This window comes from Alteribacillus sp. JSM 102045 (assembly GCF_041949975.1).
Taxonomy (GTDB): domain Bacteria; phylum Bacillota; class Bacilli; order Bacillales; family Marinococcaceae; genus Alteribacillus.
Genome location: NZ_JBHFQG010000027.1, coordinates 1 through 17,471, shown reverse-complemented (window position 1 = coordinate 17,471; position 17,471 = coordinate 1). Strand labels below are relative to the sequence as shown.

The 17,471-nt window shown below is 37.4% G+C and carries 20 protein-coding genes, 1 tRNA gene and 2 pseudogenes; 6 read left to right on the top strand and 17 right to left on the bottom strand.

The window, feature by feature from the left end:
- Positions 1-31: 31 nt before the first annotated feature.
- Positions 32-430, bottom strand: a complete 399-nt coding sequence (locus ACE1TI_RS15980) for a YidH family protein (protein ID WP_375008557.1) — start codon at positions 428-430, stop codon at positions 32-34.
- Positions 431-488: 58 nt separating this feature from the next.
- On the opposite strand from ACE1TI_RS15980, the gene ACE1TI_RS15975 reads away from it, so the two are divergent.
- Together ACE1TI_RS15975 and ACE1TI_RS21925 are read left to right on the top strand one after the other, a co-directional pair.
- The gene (locus tag ACE1TI_RS15975; protein WP_375008556.1) at positions 489-653 is read left to right on the top strand and encodes a hypothetical protein; all 165 of its coding nucleotides are present in this window, start codon (positions 489-491) and stop codon (positions 651-653) included.
- A 172-nt stretch (positions 654-825) separates the two neighbouring features.
- A pseudogene (locus tag ACE1TI_RS21925) lies at positions 826-1,074 on the top strand (TMEM164 family acyltransferase); the annotation flags it as partial.
- A gap of 171 nt (positions 1,075-1,245) precedes the next feature.
- On the opposite strand, the gene ACE1TI_RS15970 reads toward ACE1TI_RS21925, so the two are convergent.
- The 6 genes from ACE1TI_RS15970 to ACE1TI_RS15945 all read right to left on the bottom strand — a co-directional run bounded on the left by ACE1TI_RS15970 (position 1,246) and on the right by ACE1TI_RS15945 (position 6,747).
- Positions 1,246-1,980: a sulfite exporter TauE/SafE family protein gene (locus ACE1TI_RS15970; RefSeq protein WP_375008555.1), complete on the bottom strand. Its 735-nt coding sequence runs from the start codon at positions 1,978-1,980 to the stop codon at positions 1,246-1,248.
- A 237-nt stretch (positions 1,981-2,217) separates the two neighbouring features.
- Entirely contained in the window at positions 2,218-2,670 is a 453-nt protein-coding gene (locus ACE1TI_RS15965; RefSeq protein ID WP_375008554.1) for a spore coat protein, read from the bottom strand.
- 83 nt (positions 2,671-2,753) lie between these two features.
- Entirely contained in the window at positions 2,754-2,963 is a 210-nt protein-coding gene (locus ACE1TI_RS15960) for a thioredoxin domain-containing protein (protein ID WP_375008553.1), read from the bottom strand.
- A gap of 111 nt (positions 2,964-3,074) precedes the next feature.
- On the bottom strand, positions 3,075-4,262 hold the full coding sequence (locus ACE1TI_RS15955) for a Ger(x)C family spore germination protein (protein WP_375008552.1): 1,188 nt from the start codon (positions 4,260-4,262) through the stop codon (positions 3,075-3,077).
- Positions 4,172-5,263, bottom strand: coding sequence for a GerAB/ArcD/ProY family transporter (locus ACE1TI_RS15950; RefSeq protein WP_375008551.1), 1,092 nt, complete (start codon positions 5,261-5,263; stop codon positions 4,172-4,174). The genes ACE1TI_RS15955 and ACE1TI_RS15950 overlap by 91 nt, the downstream gene beginning before the upstream one ends.
- Positions 5,260-6,747 (bottom strand): spore germination protein, encoded by a 1,488-nt coding sequence (locus ACE1TI_RS15945; protein WP_375008550.1) that lies wholly within the window; start codon positions 6,745-6,747, stop codon positions 5,260-5,262. Before ACE1TI_RS15945 ends, ACE1TI_RS15950 begins: the two co-directional genes overlap by 4 nt.
- Positions 6,748-6,921: 174 nt before the next feature.
- On the opposite strand from ACE1TI_RS15945, the gene ACE1TI_RS15940 reads away from it, so the two are divergent.
- Both ACE1TI_RS15940 and ACE1TI_RS15935 read left to right on the top strand, forming a co-directional pair.
- Positions 6,922-7,164, top strand: coding sequence for a DUF2512 family protein (locus ACE1TI_RS15940; RefSeq protein ID WP_375008549.1), 243 nt, complete (start codon positions 6,922-6,924; stop codon positions 7,162-7,164).
- A 13-nt stretch (positions 7,165-7,177) separates the two neighbouring features.
- Positions 7,178-7,288 carry a hypothetical protein gene (locus ACE1TI_RS15935; protein ID WP_375008587.1) on the top strand — a complete coding sequence of 37 codons (111 nt, stop codon included), beginning with the start codon at positions 7,178-7,180 and terminating at the stop codon, positions 7,286-7,288.
- Between the two features lie 54 nt (positions 7,289-7,342).
- On the opposite strand, the gene crcB is transcribed toward ACE1TI_RS15935, so the two are convergent.
- The 8 genes from crcB to ACE1TI_RS15895 all read right to left on the bottom strand — a co-directional run bounded on the left by crcB (position 7,343) and on the right by ACE1TI_RS15895 (position 13,435).
- Entirely contained in the window at positions 7,343-7,735 is a 393-nt protein-coding gene (gene crcB, locus ACE1TI_RS15930; protein WP_375008548.1) for a fluoride efflux transporter CrcB, read from the bottom strand.
- Positions 7,732-8,136: a fluoride efflux transporter FluC gene (locus tag ACE1TI_RS15925; protein WP_375008547.1), complete on the bottom strand. Its 405-nt coding sequence runs from the start codon at positions 8,134-8,136 to the stop codon at positions 7,732-7,734. The genes crcB and ACE1TI_RS15925 overlap by 4 nt, the downstream gene beginning before the upstream one ends.
- A gap of 17 nt (positions 8,137-8,153) precedes the next feature.
- On the bottom strand, positions 8,154-9,470 hold the full coding sequence (locus ACE1TI_RS15920; RefSeq protein WP_375008546.1) for a D-serine ammonia-lyase: 1,317 nt from the start codon (positions 9,468-9,470) through the stop codon (positions 8,154-8,156).
- Between the two features lie 159 nt (positions 9,471-9,629).
- A complete protein-coding gene (locus ACE1TI_RS15915) occupies positions 9,630-10,148 on the bottom strand; it encodes a macro domain-containing protein (RefSeq protein ID WP_375008545.1) in 519 nt (172 codons plus the stop codon).
- 53 nt (positions 10,149-10,201) lie between these two features.
- Complete coding sequence (locus ACE1TI_RS15910; protein WP_375008544.1) at positions 10,202-11,668, bottom strand: phospholipase D family protein; 1,467 nt, start codon at positions 11,666-11,668, stop codon at positions 10,202-10,204.
- A 337-nt stretch (positions 11,669-12,005) separates the two neighbouring features.
- Positions 12,006-12,254 (bottom strand): atypical membrane-integrating protein (Mistic protein), encoded by a 249-nt coding sequence (locus ACE1TI_RS15905; protein WP_375008543.1) that lies wholly within the window; start codon positions 12,252-12,254, stop codon positions 12,006-12,008.
- A gap of 115 nt (positions 12,255-12,369) precedes the next feature.
- Entirely contained in the window at positions 12,370-13,119 is a 750-nt protein-coding gene (locus ACE1TI_RS15900; RefSeq protein ID WP_375008542.1) for a hypothetical protein, read from the bottom strand.
- A gap of 1 nt (position 13,120) precedes the next feature.
- A complete protein-coding gene (locus tag ACE1TI_RS15895) occupies positions 13,121-13,435 on the bottom strand; it encodes a hypothetical protein (RefSeq protein ID WP_375008541.1) in 315 nt (104 codons plus the stop codon).
- A gap of 415 nt (positions 13,436-13,850) precedes the next feature.
- On the opposite strand from ACE1TI_RS15895, the gene ACE1TI_RS15890 reads away from it, so the two are divergent.
- Positions 13,851-14,960 carry an oxidoreductase gene (locus tag ACE1TI_RS15890; protein ID WP_375008540.1) on the top strand — a complete coding sequence of 370 codons (1,110 nt, stop codon included), beginning with the start codon at positions 13,851-13,853 and terminating at the stop codon, positions 14,958-14,960.
- A gap of 262 nt (positions 14,961-15,222) precedes the next feature.
- Positions 15,223-15,675 (top strand): hypothetical protein, encoded by a 453-nt coding sequence (locus ACE1TI_RS15885; protein WP_375008539.1) that lies wholly within the window; start codon positions 15,223-15,225, stop codon positions 15,673-15,675.
- A gap of 1,194 nt (positions 15,676-16,869) precedes the next feature.
- Here ACE1TI_RS15885 and ACE1TI_RS15875 read toward each other — a convergent pair.
- Together ACE1TI_RS15875 and ACE1TI_RS15870 are read right to left on the bottom strand one after the other, a co-directional pair.
- Positions 16,870-16,944: transfer RNA gene (locus ACE1TI_RS15875), tRNA-Arg, on the bottom strand.
- A gap of 211 nt (positions 16,945-17,155) precedes the next feature.
- Positions 17,156-17,471 (bottom strand): annotated as a pseudogene (locus tag ACE1TI_RS15870) (ISLre2 family transposase); the annotation flags it as partial.

Sequence of the window (17,471 nt, the reverse complement as noted above, 5' to 3'; positions counted from 1 at the left end):
ACTCGTTTCCTATTATGGCCCATATTCCTACCTAATTAAAAGTTAGAAAATATGTTAGTAATAATGCAAGAATAAGTGTCATTAATATGCTTGTGAATATAATAGCAATATTAGAAGAGTAGTATTCTCCAGTGTTGATTGTTTTTCTATTTTTTAAATAAATATATGTAGAGATTGAAATAATGACTACCCCGATAACAAAAGCAATAACACTGATTAATATTGCCATAAATTCATCATAGTAATTGCTTAAAGGGGTGGAGAAATGAAGGCTGGTCGCAAAAAATCCTACCCCCATGATGGCAATAGAAGTGCGAATCCAAGCTAAATAAGTTCTTTCATTAGCAAGATGCTGCTGTATGTATAAAGAATCTACCGTTTGTTTTTCATTTTCTTCCATCTCGGTCACTCCATTTCCTTTACTGCTCATCCTCGAGCTATCAAAGACACCTACAATGTAACTATTAAAATTTTGGAGGGAATGTTTAATGCGGTGGTGGGATTATGCTCACGAAGGACCGGAATTTACGTGGTTTGACACTGCCCACATTATAATAGGGATTTCATTAGCAGCTATATGCTTTATGATTGTTGCACTCAAGTCCTTCCTGCAAAAAAGCAGCACCCTCCAAAAGGTATCCGCTGGTCCTTGATTTCTATTTTCACCCCTAAACGAAACAAGTTTGCAAATCTGGTAAATCTCCAACAAAGTATGGGATTTCTCCCTGCCCCTGCATTTGAGCAGCGTTACGTGGATCACCTCCATTTTAATGCTTACATTAAAAAAAACAATCTGGTTTAAAATTTCTTTTTTGCCGGGATGGGACTTTAGGAACAATAGCAGCACCTGACTTAGTATATGGCTTTCCTCACTTTCGTTTTTTCCATTTTTTTATTACTCATAGTCTTGTCATTGTCTGCGTAATATACGTGCTTGCTATTGAGAAAAAAACTCTGCGCTTTCCAGCCGTTTTTAGGGTATGGGGCTTGCTGAATCTTTATGCTGCCGTCATTTTGGTCTTTAATTTCTCCGTAAATGGCAATTATATGTATCTTATCGAAAAACCTGCATAAAACAGGCCCTTTGACTGGCTTGGTCCCTGGCCTTACTATATCTTTTCTTTGCAGGTAGTGTCCTTGATGGCTGTCTATCGTATCCTGAAAAACTAATAAATAATAAGTGGTCATCATAATCTGTTACGTACATCAAAAAAGGAGCTGGTTTCCTTGATCAGCTCCTTCTTTTTAAGAAAAAATAATTAAATTTAAACCGGCAATAGCAACTACAGCACTTGCAATTTTTTTAATATTAGCCTGCGATAAACGATCAAACCACTTCATGCCCAAACGAGAACCTGCAATGACACTGACTACCCCAACGATAAAATAAATGAGGAATTCACTTCTAAAATCCCCGCTGAAACCGTGCATAACTACAGTAACTACACTGGTAATGACAAAGGTTGCCTGTAAGTTAGCGGTATATGCATATTTATCTTTACATGCCACCATAAAATAAAATACAAAAAACGGTCCGCCTACTACAAAAACTCCGCCAATAAGCCCACCTAAATATCCTAATGTGATAGGCAGCAGGGGCTTCTCCTTTCTAACAGTACCTTCTGATTGTTTTCGCGTGAGTATGTAAATGACCATCCCGATTAAAACAAAACCTAACACTTTTTTTAATATGTCCATTTCCCCATAGTGATGAAGGATAAAAAATGCACATACACGGCCTATCATTGCAGCGCTTAATAGATAAAGAAGCTTGCTCAAATCAATATGCTTATATACCTTTATAAAAATACTTAAAGAAGTTACTAGTGCCAGAGAGACGACAAGGAGCGTGCTATCTTTTACCGTAAATAAAAAAGGCAGGAAACTCATAGCAAACAGTCCAAACCCAAACCCGCTCGCCCCTTGAAGAAAGCTGCCAAGCAATAATACGGCAAATACAATGAGAACTTCAAAAACCATTTAGCATAGAACCTTTCTTAACTTTTATTTAAAACAATATGATAATTGTACATGAAAAGCCAAAGAAAATCCCGTTAGAAAAACTTGGCTTGTGTCCATGTTCTTAATGATAAAAACCTTTCTTTTAAAACCATATTTATAATAAAAACTTTCTGCCATTATAAAAAGGCGGATAACAACCTAGAACCTATCTCAAGTTCTAATTGTTTTTCCGCCCCCCCCTAATTCATCCCTTAATTAAAAGATATCAACAACGATGGCTACAGCAATCAACAACTGTAATAGCAATTGAATATTTGCTGCCAGCTGCGTGTCAACTTTTTCTATGGTCACCTCTCTGCTGTTTTCTACTAAAATATGCTGGTACGTCAATTGTTTTATTTTAGCAGTTTGAATCAAATCTTGTGTAAATCTATCGGCTTTTTCAGAGTCTCCAATAGTGATAGTAACCAGGATTAAAATAACGGCTTGCAAACCAGCCTGCAGACTTAATGCTGCTTTTGTTTCTGTCATTTCCACTGTCACGTCACAAGAATCTAAAATTTTAATATATTCTTCAGATTGTTGTACCGTTTTGTTGCTTTGTTCTCCAGACTGAGTTCTTCTCCTTCTTCTAGATGAATTACAATCAGCATGGTTTACCGAAGGATCAAGAGCATCCCAGCGTCTTTCGGGGCTTCTTTTTGCCATATCTTTGGTCCCTCCCTTCTTTAATACCCTATGCAAGAAAACCTATACAGATTAGACAGACTGCTTAGTAGATTCGTTTAATTTTATTTTTCGTTTGTTTCCTTTTTTTCGGTATGCGTTGTCGTATACTGCTTCTCTAGAAAGTTTTCAACGTTTTCTTCTATCTCCTTTATTACTTCTCTTAACTGTTCTTTTTCTTCTTCTGACAAATCAATGGATTTATAGTCTATACCATGTTTTTTCAGCAGTCTCCGGACTAACATCTGTGTTAATTTAGGGTTTTGTTGCATCATTCTCACCCTCCTTTTTTTCATTTCTATAAATTATATGGAAATGGAAGGAACCTAGTGTGGTGATACAACTATAATTTACTAGGCGGAATAGAAAATTGGTACAAACGCGTATTAGCTATAAACGCCGATGTCATTTATTTCTGCTTTTACATGAGGTACTATGTCTATATTTGGGTAAATCTCCTGCCAATCCAATCTGTTCCATTGGTCATAAGAAAGACTATTTCTAACTTTTTTTCCTATTCCGAGGCTGTCCACTTGTTTTGCTTGTAACTTTTGAATAATGTCTTCAGCCCGTTTTTCCACCGATTTGCCTAATTGCTTTTCGAGTGTTCGTAAATCTTGGTTTTTTGTAATATCAAGCGGACCGTTATACTCTAATAAAGCACCTTTTATATTTATTTCTACGTCTATTTTTATATTTTCAGGGCTAGCAGCTTTTTTCACTTTTACATTTCTTTTATTTCGAATCGAGTCAAACAGCAGCTGTACTTTTCCCCCGTTTACCTTTTCATCCAATTTTAAATGTACCGCCCCTGCACTAAAACTCCCATGAAGAAAGAAAAATATTCTAGCGTCTACTGGATTTATTTTATCTACATATTTGTCGTCATCAAATAAAGCAATCCCATCTAAGACTATTTTATCGCCTCCGATCTTGATTACAGGCGCTATAGGATCAATTCCCTCTTCAAATAAGTCCCTTGTAATTTGATGCAGTCTTGTTTCTGCAGTCATTTGTAATTTAGATTCTTTTTCAAGGAGAGCATCTAAATAAACACTGACCTGGGGGTGCTGGGTATATGGTTTACTTAATAATTCATATGCTTGACCATTTACAACACTTACTTTTACCCTTGTTCCGAAAATAGGATCACGGTTCATTGTTTTAATTTGTTCAGCTATTCCTTTCATTGCAGCTTCTTTCCCAAAAAGAACGTTTCGCAACTGACCGTTTTCAATTTCTCGGTTAGACTGACGTGATAAACTTAACGTGGCCTCTTTATCACTGTCCGAAACAGTAGTTAAAAATTCACGCTCATTTTCCGCGTCTGGTTCAATTTGAGGAACAATCGCAGAGACTAAAAATTTATCTTCTTTCTCTGTCTTATCCATTCCAAGAGCTTGTACAAAGCCGACGTCCTCCACAATATGCTGGTCATTGCATCCTATTAAAACAACCGTAATTAGAAAAACAAAAAGCTTTTTCACGACGCCACCTTCCTTTTTAATCGCAGCAATAAAAGAAGCAGTAAGGGAAGTAAAAAAGCTGCTGCCATTTCTGCCTTTCCTACCCATGAAATAGCCTGCTCCATTTCCTGTCTGGTGTTAAAAGGAAAAGTTATAAGAACAGATAAACAAATTATGCTTAAATGCAAGAAAGAAAGCTTTTTTATTTTTACTATTTGCTGTGCCGCTTCACTGCTCATCCAATAAAAGAATGTTATTGTTACAAGCGCTTTTACTAAAAACAAACTGTACACTAAATTTTCCACTCTAATTAAAAACGGAAATTCAATATAACTAAAGAAATGCAAAGTAGGATATAATACGTGTTTTAATTGCTCAAAACTATAAAAGCCAAAACATAACACAACAGTATAAATATACACGAAAGTAGTAAAACCGTTCCCTATATAAAACGATTTGAATAAATGAGAATGCTTTGTAATATAAGGAATTAATAGAAGACAAACTTCATACCCAAGAAACCCGCTGTAAATGTCTATCATTCCCATCCAATCTTGAGGGGTATCGGCTTCTCTAAATAAAAAAGGAGTCAGACGCTCTAGAGAAAATTCATGCCATACGAATACAGTCAGCAAAATAGTAATTCCCGCTAAAATAAAAAAAACAGAAGACACCCTCACTATTTTGTAAACAGGATGCAGTAATAAAAGAAATGGAAGCAATAAAAACATGCTTAGTAAGTAATATGAAGGTGTAGTAGGAAAAGAAATGATTTGAATGACAAAGATATATTGTTTCGCGACTATCACTGCAACAAGCGCCCATATAACAGCTAATGCTGCATATAAAGGGTATTTGAAGAATGCCGGCACCGCCCTATTGATGATTTCAAATACAGGTTTTCCATCTCCCTTTCTATAAACAATCTGAAAAAGAAATATATTGAACATAGCCACTCCGCTGTACAGGAATAGAATGATCCAGCCATTTGTGCCGTATACTTCCGAAATGGCGCGCGGAAGACTGAAAAGCACAACAGATGACTGCAGCATATATGTGAGAAATATTAGATGAATAGGGTGCAGTTTTTCTGTTTCATAGCTCTTCATACGTACCTTCTTCCTGACGTTTTATTGTTTCTTTTGTTTCGCGACAGTGCTTGTGTAGTTCTTTCGCTGTATTTCCAATACGGCAGTCTTAGCATAGCACTCGCTAAGTCTTTAGGATGCAGAGGCACAAGAGGATTAAAATATGGTGTAGAAATGTTGCTTAACGTACTCAAATGAATAAGCAATAACGTAACACCAATAACAAGACCGAAATTACCAAGTATTCCAGCTAATACGATTAATCCAAACCTTGCAACTCTCAAAGCGGCACTTAGCATATAACTAGGCATAACAAAGGAAGCAATTGCTGAGATAGCCACAGCAATAATTAATGTATTACTCACTAACCCAGCCTGTACTGCAGCCTGCCCTATCACGATACCTCCAACTATACCAATCGTTTGCCCGATTTTTGTCGGCAGCCTTGCTCCTGCTTCTCTTAATAATTCAATCGTCACTTCCATCATTAAAGCTTCAATTAAGGGAGAAAAAGGCACTCTGTTACGAGACTCTGCTAAAGAAATCAATAAGCTCTGTGGTATCATTTCGTAATGAAAAGTTGTAACAGCCACATAAAAAGCAGTAAACGTCAGAGTAATTAAAAAAGCGAGCAGTCTCATAAGTCTCGTAGCAGAGCCTACCAGCCACCGCTGGCTTAAGTCGTCAGGAGAGTGAAAAAAGTCGAAAAAATTGGTTGGAGAAATAAAAGATACCGGACTGTTTTCTACCATCCCTGCTATTTTCCCTTGACTTAAATTCGATATTACTATGTCCGGTCGTTCCGTCGTTAAAAATTGCGGAAAAAAAGAGTATGGATGGTCATCAATAAGCTGTACAAACATAGGAGAATCGATAACAATATCTATTTCAACCTCTTTAATTTTTTCTATGAGATTTTGCAGTAGATCTTCATCAACTAATCCGTCAATATACATAAGAACTACTTCACTGCGTGATATTTCTCCAACCATAAACTTCCTGACTTTTAATTTAGGACTTTTCAGCCTTCTCCGTATAAGAGACAGGTTTATATAGAGTGATTCTATAAATGCGTCATGATTACCTACAATGGTGGTCTCTGTTTCAGATGGTCTGATAGACCTTACTTCAGGACCGTACATATTGATAACCCAGGCTTCTGTTTGTTGATAAAAAACAGCAACAAACCCTTCCATTATTTTTTCAACAAGATCTTCACTATTGTCTATTTTTTCAAATTGAGCGTTTTGTAAGTATGGATGAACTTCTTCTATAGGCAAAAACTCTAAAGGAGACAAGATTTCCCGTTCTAAAGATTCTTCATCAATCAAATGTTCAAAATATAAAAAGTGAAGATGTTTATTTATTAAACTGTAGCTTTTTAGATCTGCACAATTCTCTAAAGTTTCTATTGCTGCTTCAAACAAGGAGATGGTTGGCATTTGTTCATAGGGATTATTGTCTGATTTTTTAGAAGAGCGGTTTATTCGATTTATTCTTCTCACAGGAAAGACCTCCCCGCTATCTGCCAATAGTTTGCTGTAGAAGAATGAATTTATACGTATGAAATCAAAAAAGCATATCCGGTTTAAATTTAAAAGGTTTCTTTTTTTTCTTGAATATGTGACAAAATATTACAAAACAAAAAATGTGTTTTCATAAAAGATAGGAGTGGGAAAATGAATCATGTAACAGCTTTAGTCATTAAAACTGCACTAATATTATTTGTCCTTCTCGTAGTTTTATCTTTAGCAAATGGGTATCCGGCGTGGAATACAATAGGTTTGTCATTAATCGTTGTAGGGGCTGCTTATATCGTGGGAGATATGTTTATTCTAAAGGCCACCAATAATTGGTTTTCTACCCTTGCCGACATTGGGTTATGTACACTGGTCATTTGGTTGATCGGTCCCTCGTTTTAAATGAACTGGTCCCATTCTTTTTAGCTTTTATATATCTGCTCTCCTTATTGGAGCAGGAGAATGGTTCTTCCATAAGTACGTAGCAAGTACCATATTGGAAAAAAACACAAAAGCATATTCTTAAAAAAAGCTTTTCTTTAACAACAAAAAGACCCAAATTAGGGGTCTTTTTACATAGTTATAAGAAAGGTTCAAATGAAAAGAGCAGCAGACCAATCAGAAAAAATACAAGAGATCCTCCTAATGAAAGAAGAATATAATACACTAACGGTTTATATTTATGCTGTTCGAGTAATTGAATGGTTTCCATGCTGAATGTGGAAAAAGTGGTAAAGGCTCCAAAAAACCCGATTCCAATTAATGCAAATGAAGGTTCTTCGTAAGTACCGAGTGGAATTTCGCCATATGTCAGCCCAAAAAACAAGCCAAGTCCTAAAGCTCCACTTATATTTACAGTTAACATACCAATCGGAAATGTAAAATGAGACTGAAACTTCACCATAAATTTTCCTAATAAGTAACGGCAAATAGCACCAGCAGCTCCCCCAATAGTTAAATACATGGCAATCATTGCTGTGTCCCCACTCGTTTTTGCAGTATCTTTTTTTTGCCAGTCTTATGACCAAGAGAAAACCCAACAAACGCTAACAAAATACCGCCTGTTACCGTCGTTACCACATATAATAGAGACTGCCAGAGATTTTGATCTAGATAGAGCCACACCGTATCAGATACAAAGGTGGAGAAGGTTGTAAAACCGCCGCATAGCCCGATTTCCAGCCCTGCCTTTACCCATTCTTTTGGCTTCATAGCCACAAAATAACCCGACAACAATCCTAACAAAAGACTCCCTGCTAAATTTTCTATAAAAGTGCCGATTGGGTATCCAACGGAGAGAGTTTGCAGGTTTAAGAAGTAACGCAAATATGTACCTATAGCTGCTCCGGCGCCGATAGCTATAATATTTTTCATCTGTCTCACCTTCGTTTCTATTTCAAGCTCCTATTATAATAATCCTCCATTTCACTTTTAGGAACCATACTGCCGCCCGTTGCCCAAACAATATACACAGCATTATCTATAGGAAATCCATGGTCATCTAAACTTTTAAAAGGACCAGGCATTCCTGCCAGAGCAGAAGGTTCAAGAAATATCTTTTCAGAATCAGCTAAATGCCTCAACATTAGAAAAAGATAATTATCGCTTACGGTATAAATGCCGCTTAAAAAAGGAGCCAGCATTTGCCCCACAAAAGCTGACGGTCTACCTACAGCAAGACCATCTGCTGCTGTCTTGTTATCTATACCAAAATCTTGCACAGAAAGCTTATCATGTTTTTTTGTCATCATTCCGATTAACATAGACGGAGAATGCGTTGGTTCAGCAAAAAAACAATGAACATTATCTTGAAACAAAAGCTTTAATCCGAAAGCAACTCCCCCTGGACCCCCTCCGACTCCGCATGGCAAATATACAAACAAAGGGCGATCTTCGTTAATAACGATATTCTTTTCGTCCAATTGAGTTTTTAGTCGCCTGGCCGCAACAGCATACCCTAAAAATAAATCTAATGAATTTTCATCATCTACGAAATAACTTGATGGGTCTTTCTCTGCTTCTTTTCGACCTTCTGCTACCGCCAAACCATAATCATCAGCGTGCTCAATGACAACGGCTCCTTTCTCCCTTAGTAAATCCTTTTTCCATTGTCTCGCATCCGCTGACATATGAACGGTAACACGAAAGCCAAGTGCAGTACCGATAATGCCGATGCTAAGTCCTAAGTTTCCCGTTGAACCCACAATTATGGAATGGTTCTTAAATAATTCTTTAAATTCAAGATTAGCAAACGCTCGATAATTATCATTTTTGGTGATGAAACCGTTTTTTAAAGCAAGGGTTTCTGCATGCTTTAGGACTTCATGAAAGCCACCCCGTGCTTTAATTGACCCGGCAGCTGCTAATTCGTGATCGCATTTTAACAGCAGCTCTCCTGAAAGGCTCTTCTTATACAAGCCTTCCAGCTGCTTTTTCATTTTTGGTACAGCTCGAAGGGGAGATTCGATAATCCCTTTAGTATCCTCCGTCTCAAGAAACACCTCTCTTATGTAAGGAGCGAAACGCTGGAATCTATCTTCAGCTTCATTGATATCTTTTAATGAAATGGATAACGTTTTTTTCCCTTTATCAAACGATTGTTTCCGTTCATTTTTCCAAAACACTTCTTCTGTTTCTATGAGATTTTCTAAAAGTGGATAAGCGTTCAGCCAACCTTCGAGTGTTTTACCTGCTATCACATTCTTCATTATCCTGCCTCCTCACATATGGTTATTCTACTGCCGTCTTAATGAATATCATCTCCAAGTTATCGTTTTCTTTATCGTAGCACTCTAATAATAAAGATGCAGTTAAACATTCCAAAATAAAAACAGCCTGTACTCTACAAGCTGTTTTTACCTTCCTTCCTACGAAACAATTTTAGAAAGAGCTTTTTCATATACTTCCTTATCGCTTTCACTAAAGAGTACAAAACGAATGGTTTCAAGGTATTTCAGATATTTAGTTTGATGTACTACTTCCTCTATAGCAGTACCTGCTGCTTTTTCTACTGGATAAGAAATAGAAGGAAACGCAATACTTTTAATTTTATTCTCTTCTGCCAGCTTTATCGCATTTTCATAGCATTGCCGCAGTAAAGAATCTTCAGGTTTGTCTACCCCATACACTGGTCCAAGACAATGAATAACATAGTCATTAGGCAGATTATATGCTTCAGTTATAACAGCCTGTCCTGGTTGAATAGGTGCCATAGGCCTGCCGGCTTCTGCTAACTCAGGACCTGCTGCCCGGTGCAGAGCACCAGCAACACCGCCTCCTGTCTTCAGCTCCGCGTTTGCTGCATTCACAACTGCTGCCACGTCACCCTGGCTTGCTATATCTCCTGTCAGCAGCTCTATCAGTATCCCATTTACTTGCTGTTTCACCCTTTATCCCCCCTAAAATCTTTATACTTATCATAAACCCTGAAATGTTTTATTTAAAACCCTGACATTCCGCTCCATTCTTGAAACCGATATAAAATGTAAGAAAAACGGGAGTCATCCGCATACGTTTCAAAGCTTTCTGTATAGGTGTAGTCCTCATTTTTCCATAAAGTATTAAAGTATTCTGCCGCGTCTTTCATAACCTTTGTGCTTGATTCACCAGTTATTTTCACATTTGTTTCTAAGTTTAAATCGTGAAGATTTCTTTTTGTATAGTTTGCAGATCCGCCTATTAAAGTACTAAATTCGCCGTGTTCAAAAAGAACCATTTTTGTATGATACTGTTCTCCATTGGTGCGATACCAGCGCACATTAACTTTTCCATTTGTTTTAGCAACAAGTTCGTGCGCCACAGTTCGATTAGGTATACCATTTTTTTCTCGGCCGAATGCGTCCTTATTTGCATCTAAAAGCAAATTCACTTTTGCTCCATTTTCGGATGCTTCCATTAAGGCACTAATAACATCACGATCAGATAGATAAAAAGCCCCCATTATGATGGCTTCACCTTTTTTTGTGTCTTTTATTTCTTGCAATAAATGCTTCTTTATTTTTCCCTCTGTTAATAACTGTACTTTATAATTGTCTTTATCTACAGAACCCTGGGCGTCGTCGGCCTGGAGAGAATGAAATAGCTCTTTTTCAGCTCCAGACATTACCGCCACTGTTTTTTCGGTTTCAATCATATCCTGAAGTATATCCCCTTCCAATACAAAACCGACGTTTGAATGATAGGCGCTTGCGTCATGAGGATTAGCAGACATAACCATGCCTTTCTTTTCGGTCACCACCGTTTTTCGGTGATTGGCTTTAAAGTTAAGTAATTCCAAATAAGAGCGCAGCGTGACGTCAGGAGCATCAGGGCTAAAAGCATTCGGAAGCCAACCGTTTCCTTCCGTTCCAAACCATTGGAAGAATGTCCTGTAGACGCCTGAATACACGGGGTTGGAATCTCTTAATGGCTTTAAATTAGAGAAAAAAACATGGATATCATTTTCTTTTAATTCATTCAAAAGATCAGTTGAGTATGAACCGTAAAACGTATTAATGCGGTCCATCATCACAATCATTGTCATGTCCGGGCGGGACTGCTTTTTTTGAATAAGTGTATTCGTCACTTCCTGCGACAATGACGGGAACTCCATGGTACGATCGTAATCGTCATTAAATAAAAACATATCCACTATTACGAATTCTTCTGCTTCGTCTATTATGTTATGAAACTTGTCAAAAATGACTTGATCACGATTTAAACCATCTTCTCCTTCATAGGTTAAATCATATAAAAATTCTATTTTTTCTGCAGCATGAGGTTCCCCTTCATAAGAAACCCCGTCTGGAAGAGGTTTGAACGCCCCATAAATAGAAACAGCCGATACAATAAGGAAAACGAAGCTGACCAAACCAAGAAAAATTTGAACTCGACGGTATTTGAGACTTCTTTTAACTATAGTTTGCATAGAAAGTCCGCCTTGTTTATGTCATTCCTTTACCTATTATATTGTTGTTTTAATGCAAAATCACTATTTGTACAGCAGAATTTTTTCGATTTTCAGATCTAACTTTTCTAACCACTTTTTCTGATTTATGAACTGCATTCTCGAATTTATGTTTTCTCCGGTTTTACTTTAATTTCCAGGGGTTTTGACGCTCTTTAGGGGAGATATGGGTATATTCCGATTTTTGAGGTACAGGCCTGATATTGGAGTGGTGATACTCTCGACAATAAATTGCTCTTGATGAGAGAACTTCCTATAAAGCGGAGGACAAAGTGATTTTTAAGTCAATGTTGATTTTTCATTCCACGTCATCAAGGTCCAGCCAGGAAAGCATTTCCCGTACTACGGTATTAATTTTCTCATCCACCATTTCATCTCCAAACTTCTTCTTTGCTTTTTCGATATTTTCCATCACATCATCGCCAAAACGAATCAATGGGTCATCATCTTCTAACTCATTAAACAGTTCAATCATGGCATTGTTACCTTCCTGAATTTTATCAATAGCTTCGCTGTATTTATTATAATCATTCTCGTTTGCTTTCATATGTATCACCCATTATAGTCTTCCCTTTTTCAAGAAGATACAGACGTTAAATAATAAAGAACAGAAGGAAATCCTGCTCTACAATGATCTCATTTATTAAAACTATGCTGATTTTTTAAGTATTTTCATTTCTTAGCCTTTGCAGATAGCCATAAGTAGCTTTAAGTACTGTCTCCTCACTTTCCAAACCAGCTCCCAGGGCTCCTGCCAAGGTTGCTAACGAACATGCCAGCCATGCTAAACGAATATAATGGAGCAGATTTACCGGTGATTCAATGTTTGCCTGCAGTAAACTTACAGGAACGAAAATGACTACTACTAAAAGAAAGAGGATGAAAAGCAATACATAGTAAAACAGCGTTAGTACAGTAGTTGTGTTGTATAATCGCACTAAGTACGGTGAATCTGTCTGAGAAGGTTTTTCCCATAATGAGTGTGCAACAATAATCCACATAACCATAGCGCCCATTGCTGTAACCATTAATGCTAAAAAACGCGGCAAACCAAAATAACTACTTAATACCCAAAGAGTCGGAAATATTAATCCATAGGCACCTGTAGCAAAAGCAACAGCTACCACTCGCTTAAATGAAGGAAAAATAGTCCAAGGTCGATTGGCAAGAACCATTCCAGATAATAACCGAAAATGACCTCTTACATTTAAGGTAGCAAAAAAAAATCGTACATCAATATTTCCATTTTTATCAGAGAAGGTGATTCTCCGAATAGGAGAAAGCCGTTCGGAGAAGCGTAAGCCCATTAGCTGTCTTGCTCCTTGTCCACGAAGGTTTTCTCCTTTTTTCTTTTTTTGTCTGACCTTAAATTCTTGACGATCCCTGTCTGACTCTGAGCTTCCATTATGCATTTCATTTACCAGCTGTAGAACAGCTTCCCGAATCCTCCGAAGAATTGGCAGAGCTCCTAACGAGGGCATAGATATAAATGCAACTTGATTGCCAACGCTGGTCTGCTACCACCAGATGTTTTCCCGTAAACACAGATAGGTCAGTTATACAAAGAGCATAATTCCAGCCTTGCTGATGTTTACATTGTTTTGTTTCCTCAATAATCTTAGCTGACTCCCCTGCTACATCGATAAATGGATCCGTAACTATCTCCACTGCCCATTCCATTCGATCATCTACATAATTTTCCAGAAGAGAAGGAAGTTCTTCCGCCAAACGGTATGCTATGTCTTCAGGTCATTCAGGAGCAGGTACCAGACCTAACGTTAAACGGTGTTTTTTCTTCATAAGTTCCTCCCTCCTGAAGAAACATGGGTTCCCTAAATTAGTTTTGTGTGGAATGCCTAATCTCGAACACTTTCATGGGAGCTTATTAGATCCATTGCCACTTAATCATTGTACCCAAAACAATAGTTAATAACGCTTATTTTATAAATAAAAGATAAAAATCAAAGAACTTCCCTTTTAAGAGTTACATAATCCTAGACAGTATTGAAACCAGTGTTTTAAAAAATATTGATGTGTTTAATATAGATAAAAAATTCAACTCGTTTGAGTTAATTGTTTGATATTTGGAGAAAGTAATTTTATGATTGAACTTGTTTACTTCGGAAAGAAAGGATGAAGGTATTTGCCATTTAATAAATTATTTTCAAATATTACATTAGGAAATAAAACATTAAAAAACCGTCTCGTTGTCGCACCTATGACTCGTGTCAGCGCGGAAGAAGATGGAAGAGCAACTGACCGAATGAAGCATTACTATGAACGGTATGCTGAAGGAGGCTTCAGTGCTGTCATCTCGGAAGGTTTATATTTAGACGAAAGTTACAGCCAGGGATACTATAACCAACCGGGGCTTGCGAATAAAACACATGTACAAACATGGAAACCTGTAGTAAATGCTGTTCATCAACATGGTGCTATGTTTATCGCACAACTTATGCATGCTGGCGGGCAAGGCCAAGGAAACATTTATACAAAAGAAACTATTGCTCCGTCAGCGGTATCACCAAAAGGGGAACAGTTAGGTTTTTATGGAGGGTCGGGCCCATTTCCAACTCCAAAAGAAATGACCCAGCAAAATATTTTAGATGTGAAGAAAGCATTTCAAAATGCAGCAATTCACGCTAAAGAAGCTGGCTTTGACGGTGTAGAAATACATGGGGCAAATGGGTATCTCCTTGATCAGTTTCTAACCGACTATCTCAACAAAAGAGAGGACCAATATGGCGGAAGCTTAGAGAATCGACTTCGTCTCATTCTAGAAGTTATTGAAAGTGTTCGTAAAGCAGTAGGTGAAGATTTTGTGGTAGGAATTCGAATTTCACAAATTAAAGTTTCTGATCCTGATCACAAATGGGAAGAAGGTGAAACATCTGCCGAAAATATTTTTTCCCAACTTGATCAAACTTCAATCAACTATATTCACGTAACCCATGGTGATGCGACAGCTCCTGCATTTGGGGAAGGGACCATGACATTAGCTAAAGCTGCAAAAAAATATAGTAAACTTCCTATTATCGCGAATGGAAAGCTTGGAGATCCAGAAACAGCTGAAAACGTTATTGAAGAAGGAGAATCGGACCTTGTTTCACTTGGTACCAGTGCGTTAGCTAACCCTGACTTTCCAAATCGTATTAAACAAAACGAAGAACTTAAACCTTTTGATTTTGAGAAAATCTTGCTGCCACAAGCTTACATTAAAGACTCTGAGCTAAATACACATATTATTAAATAATTTTTTAAAACCAGCCCTTCTAAGAGCTGGTTTTCTTTTAATTACAATATAACCTATGCACCTTTCCTTCTGAATAATATTGCCTAAATAATTTTAAACTAAATATCTTCTTTTTTACTAAAACAGGGATCACCTTCTTGTATCGCTTTACTTTAGGTCATTGTTGAAAATTATTTCTTTTCTAGGCACCAGCCGTGAATACATAGACAAATGACACATATAGTGAGATGGAATTTTTAAAATCAAGCAGAGGTGATCTTTAATGAATCACAATTTTCCTTATCACACAAATCAGAATCCTTATCATATGGACCAAAACCCTTATCACATGAATCAGAATCCTTATCATATGGATCAAAACCCTTATCACATGAATCAGAATCCTTATCATATGGATCAAAACCCTTATCACATGAATCAGAATCCCTATCATATGGATCAAAACCCTTATCACATGAATCAGAATCCTTATCATATGGATCAAAACCCTTATCATAATCCTCACCAATTAAAACAAATGGTTTTGAAAACCGTTGAGCCCATTGTTCAATATGGTTTAAAAGAAGCTAAATATACTTCCTATGCTCACGCTTTACGAGAAGTAGCTGCAATTACGTATCTTATGGGTATGGGATATGGTCCTATAGCAGCCCGGCAAATGGTTGAATCATGGGAAATAAACGAAACATTTTACCCACGTAACGAAGGTAGTTAATCCCAATTTTGTTTCACATCATGGGTCAATAGAGCGTTATTTGTACCAGTTCATCAGCTAACAAAGCCATTGACCAGGTGAGAAGGAAGCACCTGTGAATGATGATAGAAATTATGCATATGTCTTCAGTGGTTTCAAGTAATATTCTTTAGTGGCGTGTCAGCTTTATATTTTCACAGTATAAATGGCAGAAATTCTCTTAGTGGTTCCTTGCCCCCTCACCCTCAATGATTTGAAAAAATATTTTCTTCAGCAACCGAAGTATATACTTTATCGATTAAAATAGTTTACGTTTAATGATCTGGACCATTAGGGAATGCAAAATAAACGTTTCCTTTCTAAAGCATGCGTGCAGCATCCGTAACTATGTATCTAGGTTTCTTCCCTAACCTAATTTTAAAATAACTGTTCCAGTCTTTATGAAATTTTTGTTTAATTTCGTAAAATAGTTTCTGGAACAGTTTGTTCTCTTTTTTTCATTCGTGCAATTTCTTTTCATTTGCCCCAAGCATAAAGATGAATGTCCTAGTCTTTTTCTAGATTCCCTCCAATCTATGATTCAGCTGAAACTTGTCACCATGTATTAATACGAGATAATCTTTGCGCATATCATAAATACGCGTTGCCAATGCCTCGGCAACAAGGAGTTGAACAATACACAGTTCTGAAGAGATGAGATCCGGCATGTGGTTTAAGAAGTCTGTTCATTTGCCAGTCAGTTGCAACGGGGTGTGACTATTAAACTAAAGTGGTTCTTACACAGTTTTGGTGATAATATATGGGAATAGCTCTTTAAAAAAGGGGGATGATCCCGTGAGTAGCCTTTTAACTTGTGTTGAGCTGGATGCAAGGCTTCAAGTGTTGTCGCAGACCGAGAAATCACAGAGAAATCGAAGTGGTAACCGGTTAAATGCTACCGGTTAAATGCTCAAAAAAAGATTCAGCGCACAAACATCCTATTAAAATCTCCTTTTTTAAAACCATCGTTTATTATTCTGTTTTTATTATTGTATTCCCTTTTTATAGTTAAGATAAGTATTACTTGAGAAAAATAATAAGGAGACTGAAAGAATAATGGTTATGAATAGAGAGGAAAATCCAAGAAAACTGGGATGCCATTATTGCAATAAACAAAGGTGAAGATGAAACCCAAAATCATCATGGTTGCAGAATGTAGACGGAACTTATTGAAAATGGCGCCCTAGACAGGATTCGAACCTGTGACCTACAGCTTAGGAGGCTGTTGCTCTTCCTCTGAGCTACTAGGGCTAGATCATAACAATAACTAATTTATCAGTGGTTTGAGAGATTGTCAAACAATGGACAAATATAGTATGCGTCAAGTTTTTCTCGACATGGTTATAACACCACTATTTTTAGCACTCTATTTTTGTACGCTTTAAAACCAGCTACCGCGCTTCGCTTGGTGGCCTCCACTTTTTCGGAACCTTCTTTCGAAGCTTCCGAAAAAATGGAGGTATCATTGAAAGCTTTTCATTAACTTTCCCATGGCGGTGGAATGGGCGGTGTACAGAGCCACAGATCCTTCTTTTACCCCAATGGAAGGATGCGTAGGCTGGCGCAAATGCTCTGTCATGCGCACGATCTTTCTGAGTTCTCGCTGCTGCCTTGTACTTCTAGGTTGATGCTTAAGATAAGCTTCCCGAAGCGTTTGATTGCATATCCCTTGCTTGATTTTTACCATGGATTCACCGCCCTTAGCACTCCAATGCATGCCTCTTTTTTTCATTCGAAAGGAGACATGACGCTGATTGGATTCCATGGCTCCCAGGCTC

Bases quoted from the DNA above. Each gene is read 5' to 3' on its own strand.
- ACE1TI_RS15980 (WP_375008557.1), bottom strand. From the start codon at position 430: ATGAGCAGTAAAGGAAATGGAGTGACCGAGATGGAAGAAAATGAAAAA.
- ACE1TI_RS15975 (WP_375008556.1), top strand. From the start codon at position 489: ATGCGGTGGTGGGATTATGCTCACGAAGGACCGGAATTTACGTGGTTT.
- ACE1TI_RS15970 (WP_375008555.1), bottom strand. From the start codon at position 1,980: ATGGTTTTTGAAGTTCTCATTGTATTTGCCGTATTATTGCTTGGCAGC.
- ACE1TI_RS15965 (WP_375008554.1), bottom strand. From the start codon at position 2,670: ATGGCAAAAAGAAGCCCCGAAAGACGCTGGGATGCTCTTGATCCTTCG.
- ACE1TI_RS15960 (WP_375008553.1), bottom strand. From the start codon at position 2,963: ATGATGCAACAAAACCCTAAATTAACACAGATGTTAGTCCGGAGACTG.
- ACE1TI_RS15955 (WP_375008552.1), bottom strand. From the start codon at position 4,262: ATGGGTAGGAAAGGCAGAAATGGCAGCAGCTTTTTTACTTCCCTTACT.
- ACE1TI_RS15950 (WP_375008551.1), bottom strand. From the start codon at position 5,263: ATGAAGAGCTATGAAACAGAAAAACTGCACCCTATTCATCTAATATTT.
- ACE1TI_RS15940 (WP_375008549.1), top strand. From the start codon at position 6,922: ATGAATCATGTAACAGCTTTAGTCATTAAAACTGCACTAATATTATTT.
- crcB (WP_375008548.1), bottom strand. From the start codon at position 7,735: ATGATTGCCATGTATTTAACTATTGGGGGAGCTGCTGGTGCTATTTGC.
- ACE1TI_RS15925 (WP_375008547.1), bottom strand. From the start codon at position 8,136: ATGAAAAATATTATAGCTATCGGCGCCGGAGCAGCTATAGGTACATAT.
- ACE1TI_RS15920 (WP_375008546.1), bottom strand. From the start codon at position 9,470: ATGAAGAATGTGATAGCAGGTAAAACACTCGAAGGTTGGCTGAACGCT.
- ACE1TI_RS15910 (WP_375008544.1), bottom strand. From the start codon at position 11,668: ATGCAAACTATAGTTAAAAGAAGTCTCAAATACCGTCGAGTTCAAATT.
- ACE1TI_RS15905 (WP_375008543.1), bottom strand. From the start codon at position 12,254: ATGAAAGCAAACGAGAATGATTATAATAAATACAGCGAAGCTATTGAT.
- ACE1TI_RS15900 (WP_375008542.1), bottom strand. From the start codon at position 13,119: ATGCATAATGGAAGCTCAGAGTCAGACAGGGATCGTCAAGAATTTAAG.
- ACE1TI_RS15885 (WP_375008539.1), top strand. From the start codon at position 15,223: ATGAATCACAATTTTCCTTATCACACAAATCAGAATCCTTATCATATG.